This window comes from Ruegeria sp. HKCCSP346 (assembly GCF_017872595.1).
In the GTDB taxonomy this organism is placed as follows: domain Bacteria; phylum Pseudomonadota; class Alphaproteobacteria; order Rhodobacterales; family Rhodobacteraceae; genus Ruegeria.
Window position 1 is genome coordinate 1,430,028 of sequence record NZ_JAEDOT010000001.1, and the last position, 26,525, is coordinate 1,456,552.

General features: G+C 58.8%; 27 protein-coding genes and 1 tRNA gene. 19 read left to right on the forward strand and 9 right to left on the reverse strand.

The genetic code is table 11. The features are described from left to right. A complete protein-coding gene (gatC, locus tag I9185_RS07170) occupies nt 1–288 on the reverse strand; it encodes an Asp-tRNA(Asn)/Glu-tRNA(Gln) amidotransferase subunit GatC (RefSeq protein ID WP_117868236.1) in 288 nt (95 codons plus the stop codon). Between the two features lie 228 nt (nt 289–516). Between gatC and I9185_RS07175 the strand changes: the two genes are divergently transcribed. Continuing rightward, nucleotides 517–675 (forward strand): hypothetical protein, encoded by a 159-nt coding sequence (locus I9185_RS07175; protein ID WP_170343617.1) that lies wholly within the window; start codon nt 517–519, stop codon nt 673–675. A 156-nt stretch (nt 676–831) separates the two neighbouring features. Continuing rightward, nucleotides 832–1,395, forward strand: a complete 564-nt coding sequence (locus I9185_RS07180) for a DUF4202 domain-containing protein (protein WP_171630815.1) — start codon at nt 832–834, stop codon at nt 1,393–1,395. 70 nt (nt 1,396–1,465) lie between these two features. On the opposite strand, the gene I9185_RS07185 is transcribed toward I9185_RS07180, so the two are convergent. Beyond that, nucleotides 1,466–2,137 (reverse strand): ceramidase domain-containing protein, encoded by a 672-nt coding sequence (locus I9185_RS07185; protein ID WP_210092666.1) that lies wholly within the window; start codon nt 2,135–2,137, stop codon nt 1,466–1,468. A gap of 60 nt (nt 2,138–2,197) precedes the next feature. Between I9185_RS07185 and I9185_RS07190 the strand changes: the two genes are divergently transcribed. Continuing rightward, the gene (locus I9185_RS07190) at nt 2,198–2,890 is read left to right on the forward strand and encodes a metal-dependent hydrolase (RefSeq protein ID WP_210092667.1); all 693 of its coding nucleotides are present in this window, start codon (nt 2,198–2,200) and stop codon (nt 2,888–2,890) included. Between the two features lie 15 nt (nt 2,891–2,905). Here the strand turns inward: I9185_RS07190 and I9185_RS07195 are convergent, their stop codons facing one another. Further along, on the reverse strand, nt 2,906–3,370 hold the full coding sequence (locus tag I9185_RS07195; RefSeq protein WP_171630808.1) for a nucleoside deaminase: 465 nt from the start codon (nt 3,368–3,370) through the stop codon (nt 2,906–2,908). Nucleotides 3,371–3,432: 62 nt separating this feature from the next. Here I9185_RS07195 and I9185_RS07200 point away from each other — a divergent pair, with 62 nt between their 5' ends. From I9185_RS07200 to I9185_RS07270, 15 genes are all read left to right on the forward strand, one after another. Beyond that, on the forward strand, nt 3,433–4,248 hold the full coding sequence (locus I9185_RS07200) for a pseudouridine synthase (RefSeq protein ID WP_171630806.1): 816 nt from the start codon (nt 3,433–3,435) through the stop codon (nt 4,246–4,248). 175 nt (nt 4,249–4,423) lie between these two features. Beyond that, nucleotides 4,424–5,338 (forward strand): 5-bromo-4-chloroindolyl phosphate hydrolysis family protein, encoded by a 915-nt coding sequence (locus I9185_RS07205; protein WP_171630804.1) that lies wholly within the window; start codon nt 4,424–4,426, stop codon nt 5,336–5,338. 30 nt (nt 5,339–5,368) lie between these two features. Then, nucleotides 5,369–6,559: a toxic anion resistance protein gene (locus I9185_RS07210; protein ID WP_171630802.1), complete on the forward strand. Its 1,191-nt coding sequence runs from the start codon at nt 5,369–5,371 to the stop codon at nt 6,557–6,559. A gap of 49 nt (nt 6,560–6,608) precedes the next feature. After that, complete coding sequence (locus I9185_RS07215) at nt 6,609–7,529, forward strand: DUF2927 domain-containing protein (protein WP_171630800.1); 921 nt, start codon at nt 6,609–6,611, stop codon at nt 7,527–7,529. 22 nt (nt 7,530–7,551) lie between these two features. Then, entirely contained in the window at nt 7,552–8,700 is a 1,149-nt protein-coding gene (locus I9185_RS07220; RefSeq protein WP_171630798.1) for an SPFH domain-containing protein, read from the forward strand. A 9-nt stretch (nt 8,701–8,709) separates the two neighbouring features. Next, nucleotides 8,710–9,027, forward strand: a complete 318-nt coding sequence (locus tag I9185_RS07225) for a CPCC family cysteine-rich protein (RefSeq protein WP_210092668.1) — start codon at nt 8,710–8,712, stop codon at nt 9,025–9,027. A 7-nt stretch (nt 9,028–9,034) separates the two neighbouring features. Next, nucleotides 9,035–10,150, forward strand: a complete 1,116-nt coding sequence (locus I9185_RS07230) for a TFIIB-type zinc finger domain-containing protein (protein WP_210092669.1) — start codon at nt 9,035–9,037, stop codon at nt 10,148–10,150. A 99-nt stretch (nt 10,151–10,249) separates the two neighbouring features. Beyond that, nucleotides 10,250–10,918: a nitroreductase gene (locus I9185_RS07235; protein ID WP_171630793.1), complete on the forward strand. Its 669-nt coding sequence runs from the start codon at nt 10,250–10,252 to the stop codon at nt 10,916–10,918. Between the two features lie 42 nt (nt 10,919–10,960). After that, nucleotides 10,961–11,398, forward strand: a complete 438-nt coding sequence (dtd, locus tag I9185_RS07240; protein WP_209832422.1) for a D-aminoacyl-tRNA deacylase — start codon at nt 10,961–10,963, stop codon at nt 11,396–11,398. Continuing rightward, nucleotides 11,398–12,501, forward strand: a complete 1,104-nt coding sequence (locus I9185_RS07245) for a DUF4147 domain-containing protein (RefSeq protein ID WP_210092670.1) — start codon at nt 11,398–11,400, stop codon at nt 12,499–12,501. The genes dtd and I9185_RS07245 overlap by 1 nt, the downstream gene beginning before the upstream one ends. A gap of 238 nt (nt 12,502–12,739) precedes the next feature. Beyond that, the gene (locus tag I9185_RS07250; RefSeq protein ID WP_171167064.1) at nt 12,740–14,326 is read left to right on the forward strand and encodes an ABC transporter substrate-binding protein; all 1,587 of its coding nucleotides are present in this window, start codon (nt 12,740–12,742) and stop codon (nt 14,324–14,326) included. A gap of 15 nt (nt 14,327–14,341) precedes the next feature. After that, a complete protein-coding gene (locus tag I9185_RS07255; protein ID WP_152458791.1) occupies nt 14,342–15,298 on the forward strand; it encodes an ABC transporter permease in 957 nt (318 codons plus the stop codon). Then, complete coding sequence (locus tag I9185_RS07260) at nt 15,295–16,110, forward strand: ABC transporter permease (protein WP_171630787.1); 816 nt, start codon at nt 15,295–15,297, stop codon at nt 16,108–16,110. The genes I9185_RS07255 and I9185_RS07260 overlap by 4 nt, the downstream gene beginning before the upstream one ends. After that, entirely contained in the window at nt 16,107–17,744 is a 1,638-nt protein-coding gene (locus I9185_RS07265) for an ABC transporter ATP-binding protein (protein ID WP_209832418.1), read from the forward strand. The genes I9185_RS07260 and I9185_RS07265 overlap by 4 nt, the downstream gene beginning before the upstream one ends. 154 nt (nt 17,745–17,898) lie before the next feature. Next, entirely contained in the window at nt 17,899–18,735 is an 837-nt protein-coding gene (locus tag I9185_RS07270) for an alkaline phosphatase family protein (RefSeq protein ID WP_210092671.1), read from the forward strand. 23 nt (nt 18,736–18,758) lie between these two features. Here I9185_RS07270 and I9185_RS07275 read toward each other — a convergent pair whose 3' ends face one another. From I9185_RS07275 to I9185_RS07300, 6 genes are all read right to left on the reverse strand, one after another. Further along, on the reverse strand, nt 18,759–19,562 hold the full coding sequence (locus I9185_RS07275; RefSeq protein WP_210092672.1) for a methyltransferase domain-containing protein: 804 nt from the start codon (nt 19,560–19,562) through the stop codon (nt 18,759–18,761). A 98-nt stretch (nt 19,563–19,660) separates the two neighbouring features. Beyond that, a complete protein-coding gene (locus I9185_RS07280) occupies nt 19,661–20,584 on the reverse strand; it encodes an alpha/beta hydrolase (protein ID WP_210092673.1) in 924 nt (307 codons plus the stop codon). Between the two features lie 12 nt (nt 20,585–20,596). After that, nucleotides 20,597–22,486, reverse strand: a complete 1,890-nt coding sequence (locus tag I9185_RS07285; protein ID WP_171630777.1) for an acyl-CoA synthetase — start codon at nt 22,484–22,486, stop codon at nt 20,597–20,599. Nucleotides 22,487–22,646: 160 nt separating this feature from the next. Beyond that, the gene (locus I9185_RS07290; RefSeq protein WP_209832411.1) at nt 22,647–24,467 is read right to left on the reverse strand and encodes an ABC transporter transmembrane domain-containing protein; all 1,821 of its coding nucleotides are present in this window, start codon (nt 24,465–24,467) and stop codon (nt 22,647–22,649) included. A 129-nt stretch (nt 24,468–24,596) separates the two neighbouring features. After that, nucleotides 24,597–24,670, reverse strand: a tRNA-Gly gene (locus I9185_RS07295). Nucleotides 24,671–24,763: 93 nt separating this feature from the next. Continuing rightward, nucleotides 24,764–25,636 (reverse strand): MurR/RpiR family transcriptional regulator, encoded by an 873-nt coding sequence (locus I9185_RS07300; protein WP_171630773.1) that lies wholly within the window; start codon nt 25,634–25,636, stop codon nt 24,764–24,766. A 103-nt stretch (nt 25,637–25,739) separates the two neighbouring features. Here I9185_RS07300 and I9185_RS07305 point away from each other — a divergent pair, with 103 nt between their 5' ends. After that, nucleotides 25,740–26,525, forward strand: coding sequence for an N-formylglutamate amidohydrolase (locus I9185_RS07305; protein WP_245223425.1), 786 nt, complete (start codon nt 25,740–25,742; stop codon nt 26,523–26,525).

Genomic DNA, 26,525 nt, shown 5'->3' on the forward strand with positions numbered 1-26,525 from the left:
TTACTCCACCACTTTGGGGACTGCGAAGAACCCTTCGCGGGCGTCGGGGGCGTTGGCCAGAATCTTGTCCTGCTGATTGCCATCGGTGACTTCGTCCTGACGACGCTTGAGGCGCATGGGTGTGACCGAAACCATCGGCTCGACACCTTCCACATCCACTTCGTTCAGCTGTTCGATGAACCCAAGGATGGTGTTGAACTCGGATGCCAGCGCCGGCAGCGCGTCATCCTCGACCTTGATCCGGGCCAGTTTGGCCACTTTGGCGGCGGTGCTTTGGTCAATCGACATCGGCTTCCCTCATCTACGTTAGGGGGCGTTTACCCGTCTGCAGCGGCAGTCGCAAGACCGGGGTGCCTTGGGCAGGTCCGAGTTTGGAATCCCCCCCCTCTTATGAGGCTATTCAAAACTGAATGACTGGTATGCAATAAAGTAAACCGAATAGTTCATTATCGATCTTGAAAACTGTACTGTACTGTTCATTTTATTTATGCGACATAACGCAAACCGGAGAAAAACATGAAACCCCTGATAACAGCCGCAGTCTTGTCCGCCACGATTTTGGCCGCACCGGCCATGGCTTTGGGTATCGACACAAGCAACCTGACACGCACGTTGACCTTCCCGTCCCCTATCGCGGAACCGGTCACGCAGGATCAGGTTAAACCTGCCAAGTAACGCGCAGGTCCAAGCCGGGTCAGATATCCCCTCTCTGACCCGGCTGTTTTGCATTTTCGAGGATGCACATCCCTGAGCAAGCCGCTAGCATGACGTCGAATACAGAACAGAACTGCGCCGAGGTTTCGTAGTTCAGGCAAGCCAGTGGAGCAGATGATGAGCGCGCAAAAACAAGCGGTTCTGGACGCAATCGACGCAGCCAATGCAAATGACCCCAACCAAGACGAGGGCCGCCCCGCGGCACTGTTGTATGGCGAACGCATGAGTGCCGAGCTGGGCCGCCTGTTTCCGGATGCTTCCGACGCCCTTCAAATCGCCGCGCGCGGGCAGCATGTGGAACGTTGGAAACTTGCCCGCAGTGAATACCCCGAAGGCCGGGTTGGATATCTGTCATGGCGCAAGGCGCAGGGCGAACACCATTCCGACGTGGTCATGGGGTTGATGGCCCGCGAAGGTTACGATTCAGAACAGATCGAGGCCGCAGGGCGCATGTTGCGCAAACAAGGCATCAAGCGCGACGCGGAAGTGCAGGCGTTGGAAGACGTGATCTGCTTTGTGTTTCTGAAATGGTATTTCCAGCCCTTTGCCGCAAAACACTCGGCCGAGAAAATCCAGAGCATCGTTGAAAAAACGGCCCGCAAGATGTCGCCCGAAGGCCGCGCTCGGGTGTTGAGCGAATTTGATCTGCCCGACCATCTGGCCGCAGCCTTTCAGAACTAGAATCGGACCGGGGCGGTTTCGTTGGCTTCTTGCCATGAGGCTCGGAAGACACACGCGATCCTTCCGCGCCTCAAGGCGCCGGGCCTTTGCTAAAACGGCCCCTGACAAGAGCTGCGCGATACACCTCGATCATCCATCCCAGCATGATGGCATTCAGGATATGCCACATGAAATGCGTCCCCACCGGCCATTGCCCGCAAAATGGCAAATCCAGCGCCCGGAACGTGATCGACAGAATCAGGATCAAGGCCCCGATTGTCATCCCTTTGGCCAGGATCATGTCTTGGCCCCGCAGCAGGAACGCATAGATCAGGATCAACAAAGGAACCGGCGCGTAAACCGCCGACCCGCCAAACCCCGGCACAAGCTGGAACAAAGGCGCAACAAGTGCCGCAAAGGGAAGAAACAGAAGCGTACCGCAGATCGCCATTCCGGACGACATGCGACAGATGTCGCGGTTCACCGCAAATATATAGACCAATATGAACAGCAGGATCGGCGCCACATCCGCCAAAGCCGCCCAAACCCGGGCATGGGTGTGAAACAGATAGCTTCCAACCCCGATCATGGCCAAAATCACGACCAGACCATTGGCCAGCGGCATGTCCTGATCGCGCACGCGCTGCCACATGACCCATGCGGAAATCAGAAAAGCCGCATTTGTGATCGCGTTGATCGGCTCGGCCCAATACTCCGGCGACACGCGTTCGCAATAGCCATCAATTTCTCGAATCCAGTCCATGGAAATTTACATAGCCGATGCTAGGCTGCTGCCAAGACAAGACTTGAGAGGAATTCCGGAATGAACATTATCTGGCTGGGCCATGGCAGTTTTCGCATAGAAACTCAGGGGCAGGTTCTGTTGATCGACCCGTGGCTGACCGGCAACCCGGTCTTGCCCGAAGATCGGCATGATGCCGTGCTGGAAGGGGCGACCCACATTCTTTTGACCCATACGCATTTTGACCACGTGGCCGATGTACTTCCTCTGGCAAAGCACCTGAAAATCCCCGTTGTCGGACAGTATGACCTGATGGGATACTGGAGCGAAGCGGAAGGCATTGAGACCATCGGTTTCAACAAAGGCGGCACCGTCGACCTGAACGGCGTCATGGTGACAATGGTACCGGCCTCTCACAGCTCGACTTTTTCAACACCGGACGGTCTGCGCACTGGTGGCAGTGAGGTCGGCTTCATGATCGCGGCCGAGGGGCGTATGCTCTACGTCTCGGGCGATACCGACATCATGGCCGACATGGAATGGATGGGGGATTACTACAAACCCGATATCGGCATCCTTTCGGCTGGCGGGCATTTCACCATGGATATGAAAGCCACCGCTTATGCCGCGAAACGGTACTTTGACTTCAAGACGGTCATCCCATGTCACTACAAGACGTTCCCTATTCTGGAACAATCCGCACAGGCATTGATCGACGGGTTGCCCGGGGTCGACGTGATCGAACCTGACATCATGAAAGCCATCACCGTCTGACGACAGCGCAGCGCGTCAGCCCGGCTTGTCCTGGCGGCGCGCTTCGAAGAAGGCCTTCAAAAGCGCGGCGGCCTCTTCGCCTGCAATTCCGTCATAGACTTCGGGCACGTGATGCGCCTGTGCATGCGAAAACACGCGCGCGCCATGCGCCACGCCCCCGGATTTGGGGTCTGCCGCACCGTAATAGATCCGCCGGATGCGCGCGGCCGCCAAGGCCGCGGCGCACATCGCGCAAGGCTCCAACGTGACGTAGAGATCATGATCCGGCAGCCGTTCAGAGCCCGCCTGCGCACAGGCGGCACGCAAGGCCAAGATTTCCGCATGGGCCGTGGGGTCATTCAACTCGCGCGTCCGGTTCCCGGCCGCGGCCACGACCGTTCCGTCCGGTCCGACGACAACGGCCCCCACGGGCACCTCGCCGCGGTCAGCGGCTGCGCGCGCCTCGGCCAGGGCCTGTTGCATATGCGATTTGAACACCATGCCCCCTGACTGCCGCAGAAACCCGCCTTTCGCAAGCGCCCGGGATGCGGTATGGCCCTGACATGAACAAGACCCCACCCCCCGGCGATCGGATCGCCAAAGTCCTGGCCCGCGCTGGCGTAGCATCCCGGCGCGAGGCTGAACGCATGATAGAAGCAGGCCGCGTGGCAGTGAATGGCAAGACCATCGACAGCCCCGCCCTGAACGTGACCGCGAAAGACAAGATCGCAGTCGACGGCAAGCCGGTCTCGGAACCGGAACCGTCGCGTCTGTGGCTGTATCACAAGCCCGCCGGGTTGGTGACGACGACCCGCGACGAAAAAGGACGAGATACAATATTCGACAAGCTGCCTGACGACATGCCACGAGTGATGAGCGTTGGTCGGTTGGACCTGAATTCCGAAGGATTGCTGCTGTTGACCAACGATGGCGGCATCAAGCGCAAGCTGGAACTGCCCTCGACCGGGTGGTTGCGGAAGTACCGCGTGCGGGTGAACGGTCGCCCGAAGGACGAGGATTTCGAACCGCTGCGCAAGGGGCTGGTGATCGAGGGAGAACGGTTCCAGCCAATGACCGTCACACTGGATCGCCAGCAGGGCGCAAATGCATGGCTGACGATCGGCTTGCGCGAAGGCAAGAACCGCGAAATCCGCCGCGCGATGGAAGATATCGGCTTTACCGTGAATCGTCTGTTGCGCGTGTCCTACGGCCCCTTCCAGCTTGGGACGTTGAAACAGGGCGAGGTCGAAGAAGTCCGTCGCCGGGTCATGCGGGACCAGCTGGGTCTGGACGCCGAAGACAAACCCGGCAACGCGCCCAAACGCCCGTCACGGCCCAAAAGAAAACGGCCTCTGATCGGCAAGAATCCCCGTAAGTGATGTGGGTTCGGCAACCTTCCCCCTAGCGCTAAGCCCGCGCATACCCTAAATTTTCAGTGAAAGCTGCTATTTGGGGGGCGTGATGTCCGGAAGCGGAGTGCAAAAACTGGCCTACGCTGTGCTGTTGGTGCTGTTGTTTGGCGTCTGCACTGGTTTGCTCGGAGGTCTGTAAGCCATGGCAAAGCGGTTCGGCGGCAAATACAGCCCACAGGGGGATGAATCGGAAAACACCCCACTGCCGAGGGGTCAGTTTGACGGCGCACGGGTCGAGCCCGCTGGCGCACGTGCGAATATTCTGTTTCTACCCGCCATTCCATTGGTGTTTCTGTCCCTAAACGACGGCGCGATTGGCATGACACTGGGGCTGGTCGCCGCTGGTTTTCTGACGGCGGCCGCATTTTTGCTGCGAGAAGGTCTGAGAGCTGAGGCCGCGTACAATGCCCGCAAAACCGCCCGACGTCCTGCTTTTCCGCGGAAGATATTTGCCAGTGTTCTCACCGGCCTTGGCGCTGGCCTTGCGTCTTACAGGTCCGAGTTTCTGGACGCTGAAGCGGCAGCGCAGGTCAGTTTGTTGGCCCCCGTGCTGTTTGGTGTTGCAGCGACCGTTCTGCATTCTGTCTCATTCGGGCTTGATCCGATGAAGAACAAGGGCATGGAAGGGGTCGACACTTTTCAGCAGGACCGCGTGGCCCGCGTGGTCGATGATGCCGAGAAACACTTGTCGGAAATGACGAATGCCATAAAACGCGCTGGTGACCGCAGGGTCGAAGCCCGCGTCGAACGGTTTCAGAACACCGCGCGGGATTTGTTTCGCACGGTCGAGGAAGACCCGCGAGATCTGGCCGGTGCTAGAAAGTACCTGACCGTGTACTTGCAGGGCGCACGCGACGCGACCGTTAAGTTTGCTGATGTCTACGCCCGAACCCGCGATGCGCAGGCGCTTGCGGATTACTCTGCTTTGCTGGACGATCTGGAACAGAATTTCGCCGCGCGAACGCGGAAAATGCTTTTGGATGACCGCAGTGATCTGACGGTCGAAATTGACGTGTTGCGTGAAAGACTGCAGCGCGAAGGCGTCCGGCTGGACTGACCGGCCATTATTTGAGCGAGGAACATACCCATGTCCGATGAGATCAAGAACAAGGCAGTTCAGGCCGAAACACTGGTACAGGAAGTCACCGCAGTTGCCCTGCCCGAACCGCAGGCCGAGGTCGTGTCGTTGGAGGAAGCCGACGAACCCGTCAGCGCCGAAATCCGCAAGCGGATGGATGAAATCGACATGGGCAACACCAATTCGATTGTCGCGTTCGGCTCGTCCGCGCAGGCCGAGTTGCAGGAGATCAGCCAGGCCATGCTTGCGGATGTGCGCAACAAGGATGTTGGCCCGGCCGGTGATAGCCTGCGCAATATCGTGACCACGATCCGCGGTTTCTCGGTCAGTGAACTCGACGTGCGGCGCGAGCGCAGCTGGTGGGAGAAACTGTTGGGCAGGGCTGCGCCTTTTGCTAAATTTACCGCGCAGTACGAAGAGGTTCAGGGCCAGATCGATCGCATTACCGACGATCTTCTGGGGCATGAGCATACGCTGCTCAAGGATATCAAATCTCTGGATCTGCTGTATGAGAAGACCTTGGGCTTTTATGACGAACTGGCGCTGTACATCGCTGCGGGCGAAGAGAAGCTGACCGAGCTGGACAGCCACGACATCCCTGAAAAGGAAGCCGAAGTTCAGGCCGCTCCGGAAGACCAGCAAGTGATGAAGGCACAGGAACTGCGTGACATCCGTGCGGCGCGTGACGACCTAGAACGCCGGGTTCATGACCTGAAACTGACACGACAGGTCACGATGCAGTCGCTGCCGTCGATCCGTTTGGTTCAGGAAAACGACAAATCGCTGGTCACCAAGATCAACTCGACGCTGGTAAACACGGTACCGCTGTGGGAAACGCAGCTGGCCCAGGCGGTTACGATACAACGCAGCGCCGAAGCCGCCGCCGCGGTGCGGGATGCCAACGACCTGACGAACGAGCTTTTGACTTCGAATGCGGCCAACCTGCGCGAATCGAACAAGATGATCCGCCAAGAGATGGAGCGCGGCGTGTTCGACATCGAAGCGGTCAAGCAGGCCAATGCCGACCTGATTGGCACCATCAACGAAAGCCTTGCCATTGCGGACGAAGGCAAAGCCAAACGCGCCGCAGCCGAGGCTGAGTTGCAGAAGATGGAAAAGGAACTGCGCGACACTTTGGCGGCCGCCAAAGCGCGCCGCGACGGAACCGGCGACAATGCCGGTACGGCGGTTCCCGGCTGAGGGCGGGATCGGCGTGCGGGCCTTCGGTTACTTGAAAGGAACCTTGGGGATGGTGTCGCTCTTGGCTCTGGCCAATTGCGATGAAACCCTGACGTCATCTGTTGTTCCGCAACCTCGCCCGACACCCGCACCCGTGGCAGCCAATGCCTATGTGCCACCGTCAGCCGCAAGTCAGGATCTGGCGCGTTTTTATCAGCGGGTTGAACGGGATTTGCTGGTGAGAGGGCTTTTACGCACCGATGGGGGCGGTCCGGACACCCCCTATGATGCCGATGATCTGGCGCGGAATTTCGAAGCGATTGCGTTCTACAGCGAATATCCGACGCAAAGCGTCGCGGCTGGCTCGCGTCAGACCGACGGGCAACTCAGCCGGTGGCTCGGCTCTGTCCGCATACAGACCGAGTTCGGGCCCTCCGTGCTTCCTTCTGCACGGCAGCAAGATGCGGATCAGGTTCGGTCCTTTGCCACCCGACTGGCCAGATTGACCGATCATCCGGTTTCCGTCGTCTCTCGCAACGCCAATTTCCATGTCTTTATTGCAGGCAAGGACGACAGCGCCTATATCGTATCCCGCCTGAAACAGCTGATCCCAAATATCAGTCAGGACTCGCTGAATCTGGTGGCCAATCCACGCGCCAATTTCGATTGCCTGGTGATTGCATCGGCAACGACGTCTTCACCACACAGATACGTGCGTGCCGTTTCCCTTATCCGGGCCGAATTGACGGATCTGGGCCGCCAAAGCTGCATTCACGAAGAAATAGCTCAGGGTCTTGGCCTGTCCAATGACAGCCCGGCAGCGCGGCCTTCGATTTTCAATGATGATGACGAATTTGCCCTGCTGACCAGTCACGACGAAAAGCTGCTGACGATGTTGTATGACCCACGGTTGCAGCCCGGCATAGACGTTGATGAAGCGCGACCCATTGTACGAATAATCGCACATGAATTGATGGGGCAGCCGCTCTGACCCCGATGACAGGAGAACCCAGATGGGAATTTTCGATTTTCTGACCGGAGAATTCATTGATGTCATTCATTGGGTGGACGACACCCGTGACACGATGGTCTGGCGGTTCGAACGTGAGGGCCACGAGATCAAGTATGGCGCCAAGCTGACCGTGCGCGAGGGCCAGGCGGCCGTATTCGTGCATGAAGGCCAGCTGGCCGACGTGTTCACGCCGGGCCTCTACATGCTTGAAACCAACAACATGCCGATCATGACGACGCTGCAACATTGGGATCACGGGTTCCAGTCGCCGTTCAAGTCCGAGATCTATTTCGTCAACACGACCCGGTTCAACGACCTGAAATGGGGCACCAAGAACCCGATCATGCTGCGCGATCCCGAATTCGGCCCCACCCGGATCCGCGCCTATGGCACCTACACGATCCGGGTGAAGGACCCGGCCCGTTTCCTGGTCGAGATCGTGGGCACCGACGGTGAGTTCACCATGGACGAGATTAGCTTTCAGATCCGCAACATCATCGTGCAGGAATTCAGCCGAGTGATCGCGGGCTCGGGCATCCCGGTTCTGGACATGGCTGCAAACACCGCCGATCTGGGCAAGCTGATCGCGGCCGAGGTCTCGCCCGTACTGGACGGCTATGGGCTGGAGATGCCGGAATTCTACATCGAGAACATCTCGTTGCCGCCGGCGGTCGAGGCGGCGCTGGACAAGCGCACCTCGATGGGTCTGGCGGGGGATCTGGGCAAGTTCACCCAGTATTCCGCGGCCGAGGCGATGACGGCGGCAGCCAGTTCCCCGGGCGGAGGCGGCGGCATGGGCGCTGGCCTTGGTATGGGAATGGGCATGGCGATGGCGAACCAGATGTCGAACATGGCAGCGGGTCAGTCGTCAGGCCCGTGGGGCGCGCCCGCGCCCGCTGCCCCGCAACCGGCCGCACATGTGGCCCCGCCGCCTCCGCCGCCGGTCGAGCATGTCTGGCACATTGCGGTGGACGGACAGACCAGCGGCCCGTTCTCGAAGGCCAAGATGGGCCGCATGGCCAGTGAGGGCGAGATCACGCGCGACACCTACGTGTGGACGCCCGGTCAGGACGGCTGGAAGAAGGCGGGTGAGGTGCAGGAACTGGCGCAGCTGTTCACCATTCTGCCTCCGCCCCCGCCCGGCGCATGAGGGCACCGCATGGCCGGCCTTGGAAAGCGTTCGAAAAAGGGCAGGCGCAGAACGCGGCCCGAACCGCATTTCGTCTGCCCCTGCTGCGACTATGTCACCCTTTCGGAACGTGGAAAGTACCTGATCTGCCCGATCTGTTTCTGGGAGGACGAGGACATCCAATATGACACGAACCTGCGCGAGCCTTCGGCGGCCAATCACGGCCTGACATTGGCTGAGGGGCGTAAAAACTTCAAGACGATCGGGGCCTGCGAGGCCGCGATGCTGCCGCATGTCCTGCCTGCGGAAGACCGCGCGGACTATCTCTACTTCCCTCTCAAGGACTGAGCGTAGCATGACGGATGCCCCTGCCCCATCGCCTGATTTCGCGGAACATCGTTTCCCGTGTGACCAGTGCGGCGCCGATTATCGGTTCGATCCAAAATCCGGCACGCTGATCTGCGATCACTGTGGCCATTCCGAACCGATCGGTGCCGGCCCCTGGGGCGGCGCCAGCCTGCGCGAGCTGGATTTCGACGCTGCCATCGCCGACCGCCTGCCCGACAGCGAAATCGAAGAGACGCGGGTTCTGTCCTGCCCGAACTGTGCAGCGCAGGTTGAATTCGATCCCAACACCCATGCTTCGGAATGCCCGTTCTGCGCCACCCCGGTCGTGACGGACACCGGGATGAACCGGCATATCAAACCGAAGGGCGTTCTGCCTTTTGCGCTGGACGAACGCGCCGCCCACAAAGCCATGAGCGACTGGCTGGGGCGGCTGTGGTTCGCGCCGAACGGGTTGAAGGATTATGCCCGCAAGGGCCGCAGGATGCAGGGCATCTATGTGCCGTACTGGACCTTCGACGCCGATACGAAGTCGGCCTATCGCGGAGAGCGCGGAATAGTCTACTATGAAACCCGCACCGTCATGCGGGATGGCAAACGGGTGCACCAACAGGTGCCCAAGGTCCGCTGGACGCCCAAGTCCGGCCGGGTGGCGCGGTTTTTTGACGACGTGTTGGTGTTGGCCTCAAGGTCCCTGCCCAAGGCTTACACGGATGCTCTGGAGCCTTGGGATCTCCCGGCTCTGGAACCCTACCAGCCAGAGTACCTCGCCGGTTTTCGGGCCGAGGCCTATACGGTCGAGCTGAAAGATGGATATGCCGAGGCACGCGCTTATATGGCCCGCGTGATCGAGCGGGACGTGCGGTTTGATATTGGGGGCGACAGGCAACGCATCCATGCAGTGGACACCGATGTGCGCGATGTCACGTTCAAGCATATCCTGCTGCCGGTCTGGTTGGCGGCGTACAAGTATCGCGGTCAGACCTATCGTTTCGTGGTGAACGGCCGGACCGGCCGGGTTCAGGGAGAACGCCCCTGGTCGGCAATCAAGGTCACGATCGCCGTTGTGCTTGGCCTGCTGGTTGCGGCAGGCATCGGATACCTCATGGCGACCGGACAGCAATGACCTTCGGGGGCCGCAGCCAAAATCTGTGCGGCGGAACCCCTTGAACATCCCCGGCTTCTCACCCATCCTGCCGCCGGCTGCCCCGGAGGAGAAGACGACGTGACCCTGGCCGATCTGAACACGCTTCTGACTGCGCGCCATTCCTGCCGCGCCTTTCGGCCTGACCCGGTGCCACGTGGTGACATCGAACAGATCGTGACCAGCGCGTCCCGGGTGCCGAGCTGGTGCAATGCGCAACCTTGGCAATTGGTCATCACCAGCGGAGACGAAACCGACAGGTTCCGCGACGCGATGTCAAACGAAGCCAGGAACGGCACGCCGGCCCCCGATCTTCCTTTTCCCGTTTCCTACTCCGGCGTGTATCAAGACCGCCGCCGGACGTGCGGCTGGGCGCTTTACCGCGCGGTTGGCGTAGAACGGGGGGACCGTAAAGGATCGGCGCAGCAAATGATGCAGAACTTCGCCCTTTTTGGCGCACCACATTGTGCCATCATCTCAAGCCCGGCAGAGCTGGGACCTTATGGTGCAATGGATTGCGGCGGCTTTGTCACGGCTTTTGCGCTCGCCGCTCAGGCTTTGGGCGTGGCGACCATCCCGCAAGCGGCATTGGCGGCGTACAGCCCGTTTTTGCATCAGTATTTTCAGATCCCCGATGACCGGTTGATCCTGTGCGCAATTTCCTTTGGCTATTCGGATATGGATCATCCTGCAAACAGCTTCCGTACGGAACGCGCGGCATTGGGTGACTTTGTGGACTGGCGCGGCTAAACCGTCGCTCAGGCAGGCTCAACGTTTCGGGGGAGGAACCAAGTGCGCGCATTGCTGCAAAGGGTGACACAGGCCAAAGTGTCGGTCGAAGGCACCGTCATCGGCAAAACTGGTCCCGGGCTCATGATTCTTGTCTGCGCCATGCAGGGCGATAGCAAGGCACAGGCAGAAAAATTGGCCGAGAAAGCCGCAAAACTGCGGATTTTCAAGGATGACGCCGGCAAGATGAACCGCTCGCTTCTGGATGTTGAAGGCTCTGCTTTGGTGGTAAGCCAGTTCACACTGGCGGCGGACACCTCCAGCGGCAATCGTCCCGGATTTTCAAACGCGGCCCCGCCCGAGTTGGGAGAGCAATTGTACAAGGTCTTCGCAGAGCACCTTGCCGCGCAGGGGATCGCGGTGGAAACCGGACAGTTCGGCGCGGACATGGCGGTTGAGCTTGTAAATGACGGGCCGGTCACGATCTGGGTGGAGAATTGATGGATATTGAAAAGCAAGCTGTCAGGTTGTGGCAGGCCGGTGTTGATGCCGTCGGCGGGTATAAGGCCACCCTGGCCGCCTTGCCTGATGTCCCGAAACCAGACCGTATTCTGGCCGTGGGCAAACCCGCCGCAGCCATGGCGCGGGCTGCGCTGGAACATTTCGGCGCCATCCCCACGCTTGTGGTCACCAAAGACGGGCATGGCCACGACCTGCCGCCTGGGGTCGAGGTGATCGAAGCATCACACCCCGTTCCGGACGACCGCAGCGTGGCGGGCGGGCGGGCGCTGCGCCTGGCCATGGATCAGATGGGGCCCGGATCACATGTTCTGCTGCTGGTCTCGGGCGGCGCGTCATCCCTGGCCGAAGACCTGCTTCCCGGAACATCGCTGGCGGATCTCGAGGCGTTGAACCGCGAACTGCTGTCCAAAGGGCTGGATATCCGCGCAATGAATGCCGAGCGGCGCAAGCTGTCGCGCATCAAGGGCGGCGGCCTGCTGTCCCATTTCGCCGGAGACCGCGCCACTGTTCTGGCGATATCGGATGTGCCCGGAGACGATCTGAACGTCATCGGTTCGGGAATCGGAGCATTGCCCGACAATCATTCCTTTGCCGCCAGCACCCGGATCGTTGCTTCGAACGCGCATGCCCGCAGTGCCGCTGCCAAAGCAGCGGAAACAATGGGGCTGAGGGTCTTGATCAATGATGAGGCTCTGCACGACGACTATTTGCAGGTCGCGGCGCGTCTTGGGCCCTTGCTGCGTGGAATGGAAAAGGGCGTGATGATCTTTGGCGGAGAACCGACCGTGGTCTTGCCTGATCACCCGGGACGTGGCGGCAGAAATCAAGCCCTTGCGCTTGCTTTGGCAAAAGAGATCGCGGGGCAGACGGATCTCGCGGTGATCGTGGGCGGCACCGACGGCACGGATGGCCCGACAAATGCGGCGGGTGGAATCATAACAGGAAAGACTTGGAGTGATGGCGCCGAACGCGCTCTTCACAAAGCCGACAGCGGATCATTCCTGGAAAAAGCGCACGGCCTGCTGACAACCGGACCAACCGGCACCAATGTCATGGACCTGGTTGTCGCGATACGTGGATGATTTGACGCTTATCATGCCGCTTTGGCCCGCAATCGACCGGAAACTACCCGAAAATGCAGAATGTACCTGAACACCCACTCAGCAATTGCCGCACACTGGACAACAAAGCGATGGCTTTGGCCTTCGGTATTTAAGAGAAATAACCTTGCCCGGTTCGCGGAAATAAGCCAACGTTGACTCATGCGTCAACAAAAAGCCCCCCAAAGGGGCTGGAACCACTCAATAGGGAGAACACTCAATGAATGAACAAATAACGCATATGGCCGGTCAGGTCACAGCCGGGAAGATGACTCGCCGCGAATTCATGGGGAAAGCCGCGGCCCTGGGCGTTTCGGCTGCCGTGGCCAGCACGATGTTCGCGGACGCAGCACGCGCAGCAGGCCCGAAAAAGGGTGGTGATCTGAAGTTCGGTCTGCAAGGCGGTGAGTCGACCAACTCGCTGGATCCGGCGACCTATGCCAGCTCGGTTCCGTTCCAGAACGGCAAGCAGTTTGGCGACCAGCTTGTAGAAGTTGCACCCGATGGGTCCATCGAACCGCGCCTGGCGGAAAGCGTCGAAGGCAGCGCGGATGCCAAGGTCTGGACCTTCAAACTGCGTCAGGGTGTCGAATTCCACAACGGCAAAACCATGACCAGCGAGGACGTGCTGAAGACAATGCAGCGCCACTCGAACGAAGACTCCAAGTCTGGTGCCCTCGGCATCATGAAGGGCATCGAGTCAATGAAAGCCGATGGCGACAATTTCCAGGTCACTCTGTCCGAGCCAAACGCTGACCTTCCGTATCTGATGGCCGACTACCACCTGATCATTCAGCCCGATGGCGGCATGGACAATCCCGGAGCAGGTATCGGAACCGGACCGTACAAGGTGGAAGTGGACGAACCCGGTGTGCGCCACTTGTTCACAAAATACGAGAATCACTGGAACTCTGATTTTGGTAACTTCGACAGTGTTGAAGTCGTGGTTATCAATGACGCAACTGCGCGTACCGCTGCATTGCAATCGGGTCAGGTCCACGCCATCAACCGTGTTGAACCAAAGGTCGCGGACCTGCTGGGGCGCGCACCCAATCTGACCGTGCACTCGACCGCTGGCCGCGGCCACTATGTCTTTATCATGCACTGCGATACCGCACCGTTCGACAACAACGAACTGCGCACGGCCCTGAAGTATGCCATCAACCGTGCGGATCTGGTGGACAAAGTACTGCGCGGTTATGGCTCGATCGGTAACGACATGCCGATTAACGCAGCCTATCCACTGTTTGATGAGACAATCGAACAGCGCGAGTTCAGCGTGGAAAAAGCAGCCGAGCACTACAAGAAGTCCGGTCATGACGGCTCGCCGATTGTCCTTCGTGTTGCAGACGGCGCCTTCCCGGGCGCGGTGGATGCCGCAGCCCTGTTCCAACAGACAGCCGCCCAGGCTGGAATTCCGCTGGAAATCAAGCGCGAGCCGAATGATGGCTACTGGTCCGAGGTTTGGAATGTGCAGCCCTTCTGCGCCTCTTACTGGGGCGGTCGTCCGGTGCAGGACCAGATGTACTCGACCGCGTATCTGTCGACGGCTGACTGGAACGATACACGTTTCAAAGTTCAGGCATTTGACGACCTGCTGTTCGCGGCTCGTGCAGAACTGGATGTCGAGAAACGCAAGGGCATCTATAGCCAGATGGGCCGCATGGTCCGTGATGAAGGCGGTCTGATTTGCCCGATGTTCAACGATTTTGTTGAAGGTGTCAGCAACCAACTGGATGGTTGGGAAAGCGACCCGACACAGGAAATGATGAACGGCAACATGTCCCGCAAAATGTGGTTCGTCTGATACGGGCATCGGATAATGCATCCTATCATAAAACTGGTTTCCCAGCGCCTCGCGCTGGGAATTCTATTGCTGTTCGGCGCTTCGGCCTTGATTTTTGGCCTGACCGAAGCTCTTCCCGGAGACGCCGCGCAAGCCGTCCTGGGGCAGTCCGCAACCCCCGAGGCCTTGGCCAACCTTCGAGAAGAAATGGGCCTGAACCGCCCGGCCCTGACCCGTTATTTTGAATGGCTGGGCGGCATCGTTCAGGGCGACCTTGGCCAATCGCTGACCAACAAGCTTGATATTGCCGAGAGCATCGGAAAACGCCTCGGGAACACGTTGTTCCTGGCTTGTGTCGCGGCAATCGTATCCGTCCCGCTTGCGATCTTTCTGGGTCTGCTGGCTGTCCGGTTCCGCAATCGCTGGCCCGACAAACTGATTTCCGCCGTCACGCTGACAACGGTTTCCATCCCCGAGTTCCTGATCGGATACGTCGTGATCTACTACATCTCGGTCAAGCTGGGATGGTTTTCCTCGCTTGCGATGATCAACGACTCGATGTCGTTCTGGCAAAAGCTGAACGCGATTGCGCTGCCGGCCTTCGTTCTGACACTGGTGGTCCTTGCGCAGATGATGCGGATGACCCGCGCAGCAATTCTGAACCTCATGCAATCAGCCTATATCGAAACGGCCGAACTCAAGGGCCTGAGCACATTTCAGGTCATCGCGCGGCATGCCTTTCCCAACGCAATCTCACCCATCGTGAACGTTGTCATGCTGAACCTCGCCTACCTCGTTGTTGGCGTCGTCGTGGTTGAAGTGGTGTTCGTCTATCCCGGCATGGGGCAGTACCTTGTGGACGCCGTGACCAAGCGTGACGTGCCGGTTGTTCTGGCCTGCGGCGTGGTATTCGCGGCTGTTTACATCGGCCTGAACATGGTCGCGGACATTGTCTCGATCCTCGCCAACCCAAGACTGAGGCATCCGAAATGAAAAACATCCCTCTTTCGGCTCTGATTGGCCTCATATTCACCGGCGCCTATTTCTTCGTGGCCATTGCTGCCCCGTTGATCGCGCCTTACGGGATGGCAGAAGTGGTCGGCGATGTATGGGAGCCGGCCAGCGCCGAACACCTGCTGGGCACCGACAATATCGGCCGCGACCTGCTGACCCGCATGATCTATGGCGGGCGCACGACGATCTTCATTGCCGCCGCCGCGACATTGCTCAGCTTCTTGACCGGTACATCGCTTGGTCTTCTGGCCGCCGTTCTGGGCGGTTGGGCGGATCAGGCGCTAAGCCGGACGGTCGATCTGATCATGTCGATCCCAACCCTGATCCTTGCGCTGGTCATTCTGGCCATCGTTCCGGTAACTGTCCCGATCCTGATCCTCGTCATGGGCCTTCTGGATGCGACACGCCCTTATCGCCTTTCGCGCTCCGTCGCCGTGGACATCAACGTGATGGATTATGTCGAAGCCGCGAAACTGCGTGGTGAGGGGCGGACATGGATCATCTTCCGGGAAATCCTGCCGAACGCATTGTCACCGTTGGTGGCCGAGTTCGGCCTGCGGTTCATCTTCATGGTGCTGTTCATCTCTACCCTGTCTTTCCTGGGTCTTGGCGTTCAACCGCCGCTGGCCGACTGGGGTGGCATCGTGAAGGAAAACAAGGACGGCATCGTGTATGGCATTGGCGCGGCCCTGTACCCCGCGGTGGCCATCGCGACGCTCGCGATCTCGGTCAACCTTGTGGCTGACTGGATCCTGAACCGTACTACATCGCTGAAAGGAGGTCGGGGATGAGTGATTCCCTTCTCAAGGTCCGTGACCTCAAGATCGGTGCAACCGTTTACCCACCGGGTGAGAAACCCCATGACATCGAAATCGTGCACGGGGTCAGCTTTGACCTCGAGCGCGGCAAGGTATTGGGTCTGATCGGTGAATCCGGCGCTGGGAAATCCACCATCGGTCTTGCCTCGATGGCCTATGGCCGGGGTGGCGTTGAAATCACCGGCGGCGAAGTCTGGGTCAACGGGCGCGACATCCTGAAATCAACGCATGGCGATATTCGGAATCTGCGCGGGGGCGAGGTTGCCTATGTCTCGCAATCTGCCGCCGCGTCGTTCAACCCGGCCAAGAAGATCATGGATCAGGTTGTCGAAGCGGCTGTCGAGCACAAGAAGTTTTCGCGCAAAGAGGCCGAGGCCCGCGCGCGCGAGCTGTTCGCAAAGCTGGGTTTGCCTGACCCTGACAACATCGGCAACCGTTATCCGCATCAGGTTTCGGGCGGTCAGTTGCAGCGTTGTATGACCGCATTGGCACTGTGTCCTGAACCCGATCTGGTGGTGTTCGACGAACCGACCACGGCGCTGGATGTTACCACCCAGATCGATGTTCTTATGGCGATCAAGGATGCCATACGCGACACCGGCGTTGCCGCTTTGTACATCACCCATGACCTGGCCGTGGTTGCGCAGGTCAGCGACGATATCATGGTTTTGCGGATGGGTGACACAGTCGAATACGGCAGCACCGATCAGATCATCAACAACCCACAGGAAGAATATACTCAGGCTTTGGTCTCGGTGCGTTCGATCGAGCACGAAGAAAAGCAGCCCACACCGGAACCGCTGCTTACCGTTGACGGGATCACCGCGCGCTACAAGGGGCTGAACTTCGACGTGCTGCACAACGTCAATGTCGAGCTTCATCCGGGGCAAACGCTGGCGGTCGTGGGCGAATCCGGTTCGGGCAAATCCACGCTGGCCCGGGTGATCACCGGCCTGTTGCCGCCGCGCGATGGCGAGATCCGTTTTGCCGGTCGCACGCTGTCGCCGGACCTTGCGGGGCGTTCTCGGGAGGATCTGCGCGAGTTGCAGATGATCTATCAGATGGCAGACGTGGCAATGAACCCACGCCAAACCGTTGGCACCATCATCGGCCGCCCGTTGGAATTCTATTTCAACATGCGCGGCGCCGAAAAGCGCAAGCGGATCATCGAGCTGTTGGATGAGATCGAGTTGGGCGAAAAGTTCATCGACCGCTATCCTGCGGAACTGTCCGGAGGTCAGAAACAGCGTGTCTGTATCGCCCGGTCACTGGCAGCCAAGCCCAAGATGATCATCTGTGACGAGGTCACTTCGGCTCTGGATCCGCTGGTGGCAGACGGGATCCTCAAGCTGCTGCTGGACCTGCAAAAGATCGAAGATGTGGCCTATCTGTTCATCACCCATGATCTGGCGACGGTCCGCGCGATCAGCGACAGCATCGCGGTGATGTATCAGGGTCGCGTGGCCCGTTATGGCTCGAAGAGCCAGGTGCTGAGCCCGCCCTTCGACGATTATACCGACCTGCTGCTCAGTTCGGTGCCTGAAATGCACCTGGGCTGGCTGGAAGAGGTTGTCGCCCATCGCAAGATGGAAAGCGCCGGCAACTGATCCGGTTCGTGACATTTCGATGAAGGTTTGAAATCCCGGCACTTTGTGTGAAGACAGGTGTCGGGATTTTGCTATTGGGGGCGCAAAGTGGCAGCCCGAGGACGTCGAATCTCTTAGGGTCGCCGGAATGCAATGTCTCTCAAAGGGCCTCGACATGGACCGCAAGCTACTCCTTATCATTCTGGACGGTGTCCCCTATCGCAACTTTCGCCGCCTGTTCGGCAATCTCGAAGGCTGGGTCGACAGCGGAGAAGCACGCGTCTGGAAACTGCATACCGTGCTGCCCTCGACATCGGCCAGTTGCTATGCGTCGATCCACACCGGCGTGACGCCGCAAGAGCATGGCTGCACCGGAAATGGAAACGTCTTCCGGCTGAACCATAAGGACGTGTTCAGCCAGGTGCGTGAAGCCGGTGGTGTGACCGGGGCGGTCACACACAGCTATTGGTCGCAATTCTTCAACCGTCATCCCTTCGATTACGTCCGCGACATCGAATATGACGAACCCGAAAGCGCGACGATCAACCATGGCCGTTTTCACAGCATGACGGGCTATGGCAAAGCCAACCAGATGACGCCATCCGATGTCGACCTGTATGCCACTCTGACCAATCTGTGCCTGCGTTTCGGGCTGGGCTATGGCATTCTGCACACCTGCACGCTGGACAGTATGGGCCACCGTTTCTTCCACGATTGTGAAGAAATGGATCACGCTTGCTTTGTCGCCGACGAAATGCTCGCCCCTTTCATCCCCCGCTGGCGCCAGTTGGGATATGAAGTGATCGTCACCGCGGATCACGGCCAGGACGAGCGTGGGCACCACGGCGGGCGCGGCCCGCTGCAACAGGAAACGGCGCTGTACTATTTCGGCGACGCCGAAGGGCCAGACTCAGATACCGTCATAAGCCAGTTGCAATTGGCCCCGACCATCCTGAGCCGAATGGGTGCCCCCATTGCTGAGACAATGAAGGCCGAACCGTTTCTGCGGTAATGCGCACGCAGCTTCGGGGTCACTTATGCGGCCTTCGCAGCCACCACTGTCGCAAACACCTGATATCCATAAAGTGACCCGTTTCGAGCACGTCTTTCGTGCTCGGCTACAAGCCCCTCTGCCAGTTCTTTTCCGATATCACCCCGCTCGTACATTTGCTTGGTGGTCAGGTCGACCCAAGGCAACATCTGCTCGGGTGTCGAGACAACTCTGCTCTGCACGTCGAAATGTTGCACGGAAAGTCCGGCATCGGAAATCATTGACCTGAGTTTTGCGACGACAAAAGGATCGGTCACAAACTCGCGTACAAATTCCTTTGCACACATATCCAGTGGATCATTCGGAAAAGCACTGAAGGTCGCTTTTGAGAAATCAGCGTCACAGACGATCAAGATCCCATCGGGTTTCAGCACTCTGAAGGCCTCGACAACCAACGATTTGGGGTCTTCTACATGCGTGAGCACCGTGTGCATGATGACCGCATCGACGGCATCATCCTCCAGCGGAAGCGCGGCACCGTCGGCAACCTTGAAAGTCAGGTTCGAATATTCCTTGGCCCGCGTGCTGGCTTCCGAGACAAATCCTTTTGAAGGCTCGAAACCTATGACGTTCGCCGGGTGGCAGTGTGATGCGATGCGACGTGTGACGGCGCCTGCACCGGCGCCAACCTCAACAACCGTCGATGCATCCGTGACGTTCAGGTGGCCCAGATACGCGGCAACGATCTGTTCCATCGTCGGGTCCGCTTGCCGCTGGTCCATCGAATCCGCAAACAGCTTGATGAATTCCGGCCCTGCGGCATCGACGTTCTGAAAGGGGTCGGCCATAAGGTAAGATCTCCTTGGAAATTTTGAGTGAGCTTACCACAGCCAGCCGGTTTTCGGCATACAGGCCCCAAAAGGACCTGAGCCTTCAATTCACTGCATCAGTCGTAGGACCAGATCCCCTGCCCCAGCGCTTCTATCGCAACCGAAATACGCTCAAAACTGTCGGCCGCACGTTTCACCGCAGTTCGTGCGCGCAGATATCCGTGCACAAGACCGAATTCATTGATCCAGTGGGCCTGCCCGCCCGCCGCATTGATCCGACTGCAATAAACTTGCCCGTCGTCACGCAGCGGATCGCAATCAGCCGTTACAACCACGGTCGGTGGCAGGTTTGAATAGTCACTGTCCTGCAATGGCGCATAGGTCGGATCGCCCTGGGGCGGATCGCCCGCGCATCGGATGGTTTCATAGAACCTGATTTCGTCCAGCGTCAGCAAGGGGGCCCGGGCATGTTCCTGGTAGGACCCCTGACTTCGGTCCCCTCCGAGGCCCGGATAGATCAGAACCTGCCCAAGAATCCCGTCCAAACGCCCGCGCGCGTAGTGGGATACAGCAGCAGCCAGATTTCCACCGGCGCTGTCACCGGCCAAAATCAAAGGGTCTCCGAATTCGTTTGCGGCCCAGTTCGCAGCGCTCCAACAGTCGTCAAACTGTGCCGGGTGCACATGTTCAGGGCACAGCCGGTAATCGACGGCGACGACCCGATACCCGGTTTGGGCGCATAATTCAGCGCAAACATCGTCGTGACTTTCCAGACCACCAACAACGAAACCGCCACCATGAAAATAGATGACGGTTCGGGTTGGTTGCCCGGCAGAGTAAATTCGAACCGGAACACCATCGGCCGCCCGGTCTTCTGTTTCCACGCCAGCCGGGCGTGGTTGGCGAAAGTCCTGACACATGGTGTCATAGACACGGCGCTGATCCTCGATCGACAGCTCGACAGCGTCATCGGGATAGCTTTCGGCCGTGCGACGTATGAACGCCCAGGTTTCTTCGTCGATCAGGCGTTCATAGTCCATTGTCCCTCCGGCTTATTCAGACCACTCCCATGGCCGGGTGTATACGCCCAGCACTTTTGCAACATCGTCTTCCGAAGATCCGTTCGCGTCAAGCTGCGCGACGAGGCCGCGTTTCTTATCATCAATGACAGAAACTACTCGCGCCGCCAAACCGGCATCCTCGAGGGCACCGTTGTAGATACGAGTGATGGCCTGTTTCCGAAGATCAGGCTTGAACACCTTGCCAACGGCCGTTTTGGGCAGCTCATCCAGAATGGTCATGTGCTTGGGTTGCGCTGCGCGTTCATGCACGTGAACCTTGCAGTAATCCATCAGCTCTTTCTCGGTGACAGACGCGCCCTCGACCAGCTCGACAAAGGCGCAGGGAACTTCACCGGAATGCGCATCCGGCTGGCCGATGGCACCGGCAAAAGCAACGGCCTCGTGACCCAGCAAAGCCTCTTCGATCTCGGCAGGGTCGATGTTGTGACCGCCACGAATGATCAGGTCCTTGGCGCGACCGGTGATCCAGAGATATCCATCTTCGTCGAAGCGCCCCAGATCGCCCGTGCGCAGGTACTTGTCGAAGTGATACAGGTTAACGTTCTTGTCGGCCTCAGTGTAAGTATTGCCCGCATAAACACCTGGGTTCGAGATGCAGATCTCACCGATTTGATCAGTGTCGCACTCGGTCGGTCCATCTGGCCCATCCTGCAAGATCTTGACGTCTGTATAGGGGAACGGAATACCGATCGATCCGATCTTTTTCTCACCATCCACCGGGTTGCACGAAACCAGACACGTGGCCTCTGTCAGACCGTACCCTTCGACAATGGTGACGCCGGTCGCTTCTTCAAAGCGGCGGAACAGTTCCACGGGCAGCGGAGCCGAGCCCGAGAAGGCCGTTTTTACGCTTGAGATATCGGCATCGACCGGGCGCTGCATCTTGGCTGAAATCGCGGTTGGCACGGTGATGATGAAGCTCACCTTCCAACGCTCGATCAGCTTCCAGAAATTGTCGAACACCCCGTCGCCGCGATATCCCTGTGGCGTCGGGAAAACCACATGGGCACCGGATGATACGGCCGCCATCACAATCACATGCACCGCAAAAACGTGGAACATGGGCAGCGGGCACATGATGACGTCGTTTTCGTCAAACAGAAGCGTGTTCCCTAACCAGCCGTTGTAGATCAGGCCGGAATACTTGTGCTGCGCCACCTTCGGCATACCCGTGGTACCGCCGGTATGGAAATAACAGGCGACACGATCTTCCTTGCTGTCTTCAAAGGTCAGCTTCGTCGGTTGCTTGGCCAGTTCCGTGTGGAAGTTCTTGTAATCCGCATGGGCAAGCTTTTCCTTGTCGCCCATCTTGGGGCGCAGAAACGGCACCAGCCATGATTTGGGCGGGGTCAGATACCGGTTCAGGTCGATTTCCAGAATGGTATTGACCTTGGGTGCGTGGCGCACCGCCTCTTCGACCTTCTGCGCGACATCTGTTTTCGGGAAAGATTTCAGCGTCACCACGACCTTGGCGCCGGTCTCGCGCAGGATCGCGGCAATCTGTTCCGGTTCAAGCAAGGGGTTGATCGGGTTCACGATCCCCGCAACCGCGCCGCCCATCATCGTGACCAGTGTCTCGTTGCAGTTGGGCAGCACATAGGCGACCACGTCCTTTTCACCCACACCCAGCGAGCGGAACAGGTTCGCCGCCTGGTTGACCTGAGCCAGAAGTTGCGACCAGGTCAGGGTCTCGGCCTTGTCCTTCGGGCCCGAGAACAGTTGGAAGCTCATGGCATTGTGGTTGGGGAACTTCCCTGCGGTGCGCGACAAAAGCTGGTGGAAGGTGACAGGCAAATCCCGATCCTCCCACGGCATTTCCTGTTCCATGCGCTTCTTGTCTTCCAAACCCACAAAGGCCATGTGGTTCCTCCCGTATTATTCTCCCGAGTTTTGCGCGGGCTTGTTGTTCGCAACCAAGATGGAAGCAAAACGAACCTCGCGCAAGCGAGGCCTTAGCCTTCAAGGGGAGTAAAATGTAGAATGACGCTACGGCGAATTCGCAAGTGCCGGAGCGTCACTCTTATTCTGCGGCGACACCATCGGTGAACTGCAACCGGGCAAGGCGTGCATACAGCCCGTCCTGAGACACCAGATCCTCATGGCGGCCTTGTGCCACGATGCGGCCTTCCTCCAGCACGACGATGCGGTCGGCTTTCTTAACGGTCGCCAATCTGTGCGCGACGATTAGGGTCGTGCGGCCGGCGCGCATCTTGTCCACCGCGCCCTGCACTGCGCGTTCGCTTTCCGCATCCAGCGCCGAAGTCGCCTCGTCCAGCAGTAGAACCGGCGCGTCGCGCAGGATTGCGCGGGCAATGGCAATACGCTGCTTCTGCCCCCCAGACAGCATGACACCGCGTTCGCCGACAAAGCTGTCATATCCTTGCGGCAAGGCCGCGATAAAATCATGCGCGGCAGCGGCCCGCGCGGCGGCCTCAACTTCTGCATCCGAGGCGTCCAGACGGCCAAAGCGGATGTTTTCCCGCGCGGATGCGGCAAAGATCACAGGATCCTGAGGCACCAGAGCCATGTGGCGGCGGAAATCAGACCGGTTGATGTCGCGCAGATCAAGACCGTCCAGCGTCACGCGGCCCGAGTTCGGATCATAGAACCGTTGGATCAGTTGGATCACGGTTGTTTTTCCCGCCCCGGATGGCCCGACGAATGCGACCGTCTCGCCAGGTTTCACCAGAAGCGACAGATGATCCAGTGCAACCGTATCGGGCCGCGCGGGATAGCGGAAGCTGACATCTTCAAACCGGATTTCGCCCTGAATGTTCTTGGGAAGCGCTTTGGGATTGGCAGGGTCGGTCACGGTATCTTCTGCATGCAGTAGCTCGACCAGACGTTCGGTGGCCCCCGCCGCACGCTGAAGTTCGCTCCAGATTTCGGACAGGGCGGCGACCGAACCCGCCATGATGATCGAATAGATGACGAACTGGATCAGAACACCTTCGGTCATCACGCCATTGCGTACGTCATTGGCACCCATCCACAGAACGCCGACAATGCCGGAAAAGACCAGAAAAATTACGATGACGGTCAGCACCGCGCGGGTTTGAATACGGCGCAGCGAGACGGCGTAAGATGTCTCGGTCATCTCGCTGAACTGCTGGCGGCTGGCCAGTTCATGAGAAAATGCCTGAACGGTCTGTACCGCGCCCAATGCCTCACCCGCGTTGCCGGACGAGGCCGCGATCCAGTCCTGATTCTCGCGGCTGATCACGCGCAGACGGCGACCAAGTACAAGGATCGGCACGATGACCACTGGGATCAGCAACAACACCAGCCCGGTCAGCTTGGCGGATGTCAGCAGCATCAAAACCAGTCCGCCAATGAACATCAGCATGTTTCGCAGGGCAATGGACACGGACGAGCCGAGAACAGATTGGATCAGCGTCGTGTCAGTGGTGATCCGGCTCAGCACCTCTCCGGTCATGATTCGCTCATAGAATTCCGGGCTCATACCGATGACCCGATCAAACACCGCCTTGCGGATATCGGCCACCACCCGTTCGCCCAGACGGGTCACAAGCGCATACCGAATACCGGTGCCCACGGCCAGAACGGCAGCGATGACCAGCGCGGCCAGAAAATACCAATCCAGAAGCTCTCCATCCTGAATTCGGAAATTGTCGACCACGCGCCGCACCGCCAATGGCAGCGTGAGGGTCATGCTGGCCGTCAGAATCAACGCCAGCGTCGCGCCGATCATCAGGAATTTGTAGGGTTTCATGAACGGCCAAAGCGAGGCCAGAACCCCAATCTTCTTTGAACGGGCGCGTTCCTCGGAAGCTCCGGGCGCGGCGGTATGCGTTGGCTTGCTGGCGGCTTGTCTTGCCATGTCTGGCCCTTGTGTCCTGAACCGTACTGAGTGACCGCTTTCTTGGAGGTAGCGGCAGGTATGGTCAAGCATCACAACCGCAATCGGCAGGTCGAAAGGGCCATTTGACGCAGAATTTCAGGGAAGGCGTGGAGCGGGTAGACGGAATCGAACCGACATAGCCTGCTTGGAAGGCAGGGGCTTTACCATTAAGCTATACCCGCAAATGGTTTGCGCTGGTTAAGTCATGCTTTCGGGATCGTCAAGCCGGAAGTGGCAAATTTAGTGGCGCAATTTTTCCGACACGGCTCGGCCCGTCAGTCCTGATTGCGAAATATCCGGGTCGAGGAAAAGAACCGTTCCAGTTCTTCGATCCGCTCCTTGCTTTCTTCCCAACGCGCCTCCTGCACTTCGGCAATCAGCGTTTCCGAGATCAACTGCAAGGCAATGGTCGAATCCCAACTGGAAGGCGCCTCGACCAATGCGTGGAAGGAATAATTGGCGGTCTTTCCGATCGGCGATCCCCATTGGTCCGTAAACAGAACAACGGTGACGCCGCGGCCCGAGGCAACCTGTGCCAGCTTCTCCAGATGCGCCTCGTAGCGGCGGATGTCGAAGATCACCAGAACGGATGATTTATCCATATCCAAAAGGTATTGCGGCCAGACATTCGCCGAATTGCCCAGCATCGTCACGTTGGGCCGGATGATCTGCATGTGATTGAACAGATAATCCGCATTTGACCGCGTGATGCGGCCACCAACGACATAAAGATGGCGCTCTGTCTCGGCCAAAAGACGCGCGACGGCATCGAACATCTCTTTGTCCAAACGTTCCAGCGTGTGGCGCATGTTGGTCCATACGGCCTGGGCAAAGCGCGTTGTCGGATGTTCTGCCTCATCATCCACAACCCAGGCGTCCCGTTTCGAGATCGGCTTTTTTATCTGCGCCGCAACCTCTTCGCGCAGCGCATCCTGCAAGTCGGGGAACCCGTCAAACCCAAGCTTGCGCGCCATGCGAATGACGGTCGGGGTCGAAACCTGCGCCGCGGCGGCCAGCTTGGTGATCGATTGCAAACCGGCCATCGGATAATCCTGCAACAGGACCGAGGCCAACTGACGTTCAGACCGTGTCAGATCGTCCAGTTCATCCTGAATCCGCTGTTTGACAAGTTTGGCAACGGTGGCCATCGGCGCCCTCGTTTCTTGAATTTGTTACAGAATATGTTCGTTTGAAATTTTGTCTACAGAAATTTTCTTGACAGGTGAGAAGTTGCTGTAACAAATGCTACCTATGCGTCACGAGACCGAGTCATCATTGCTTTTGCCGGCGGAAGCCCCGGCAGCCCGCGTGCTCAATGCGCACGGTCGCGCGCCTGCTGTACTGATATGCGAACATGCAAGCCGGTTTATTCCTGCCGCGCTGGATGGACTGGGGCTGAATGAGGCGGCGGCCAGCTCTCATGCGGCCTGGGACATCGGCGCGCTGGACCTGTCGGTGGAGCTGATGGGCGCTTTGGATGCGCCGCTGGTCCACTCGCGCGTCAGCCGGCTGGTTTATGACTGCAACCGACCGCCCGAACGCGAAGATGCCATGCCGCAGGTCAGCGAAGTGTTTTCCGTTCCCGGAAACATGAACCTGACAGATGCTCAGCGCGCCCAGCGAGTTCGCGATGTCTATGAACCTTTCAAAACGCTGGTTTCGTCCACTTTGGACGAACGGCCCGAACCTCCGGTTGTCATCACGATCCACAGCTTCACGCCTGTCTACAAGGGAACCCCCCGAACGGTAGAGCTGGGAATTCTTCATGACGCAGACGACCGCGCCGCACAGCTGATGCTGAGCCACGCGGAAGGCTCAGGACTACGCGTGGCTCTGAATGAGCCCTACTCGGCCACGGATGGCGTCACGCACACGCTGCGCGAACACGCGGTCCGGCGCGGGCTTCCAAATGTCATGATCGAAGTTCGAAACGATCTGATCGACACAGCAGACGGCGTGAACCGCATTGCGGGATTGCTGACGCCAATTCTGCATTCGGTCATCAAAGACATATCGCACGCAGAGGCGAAACCATGA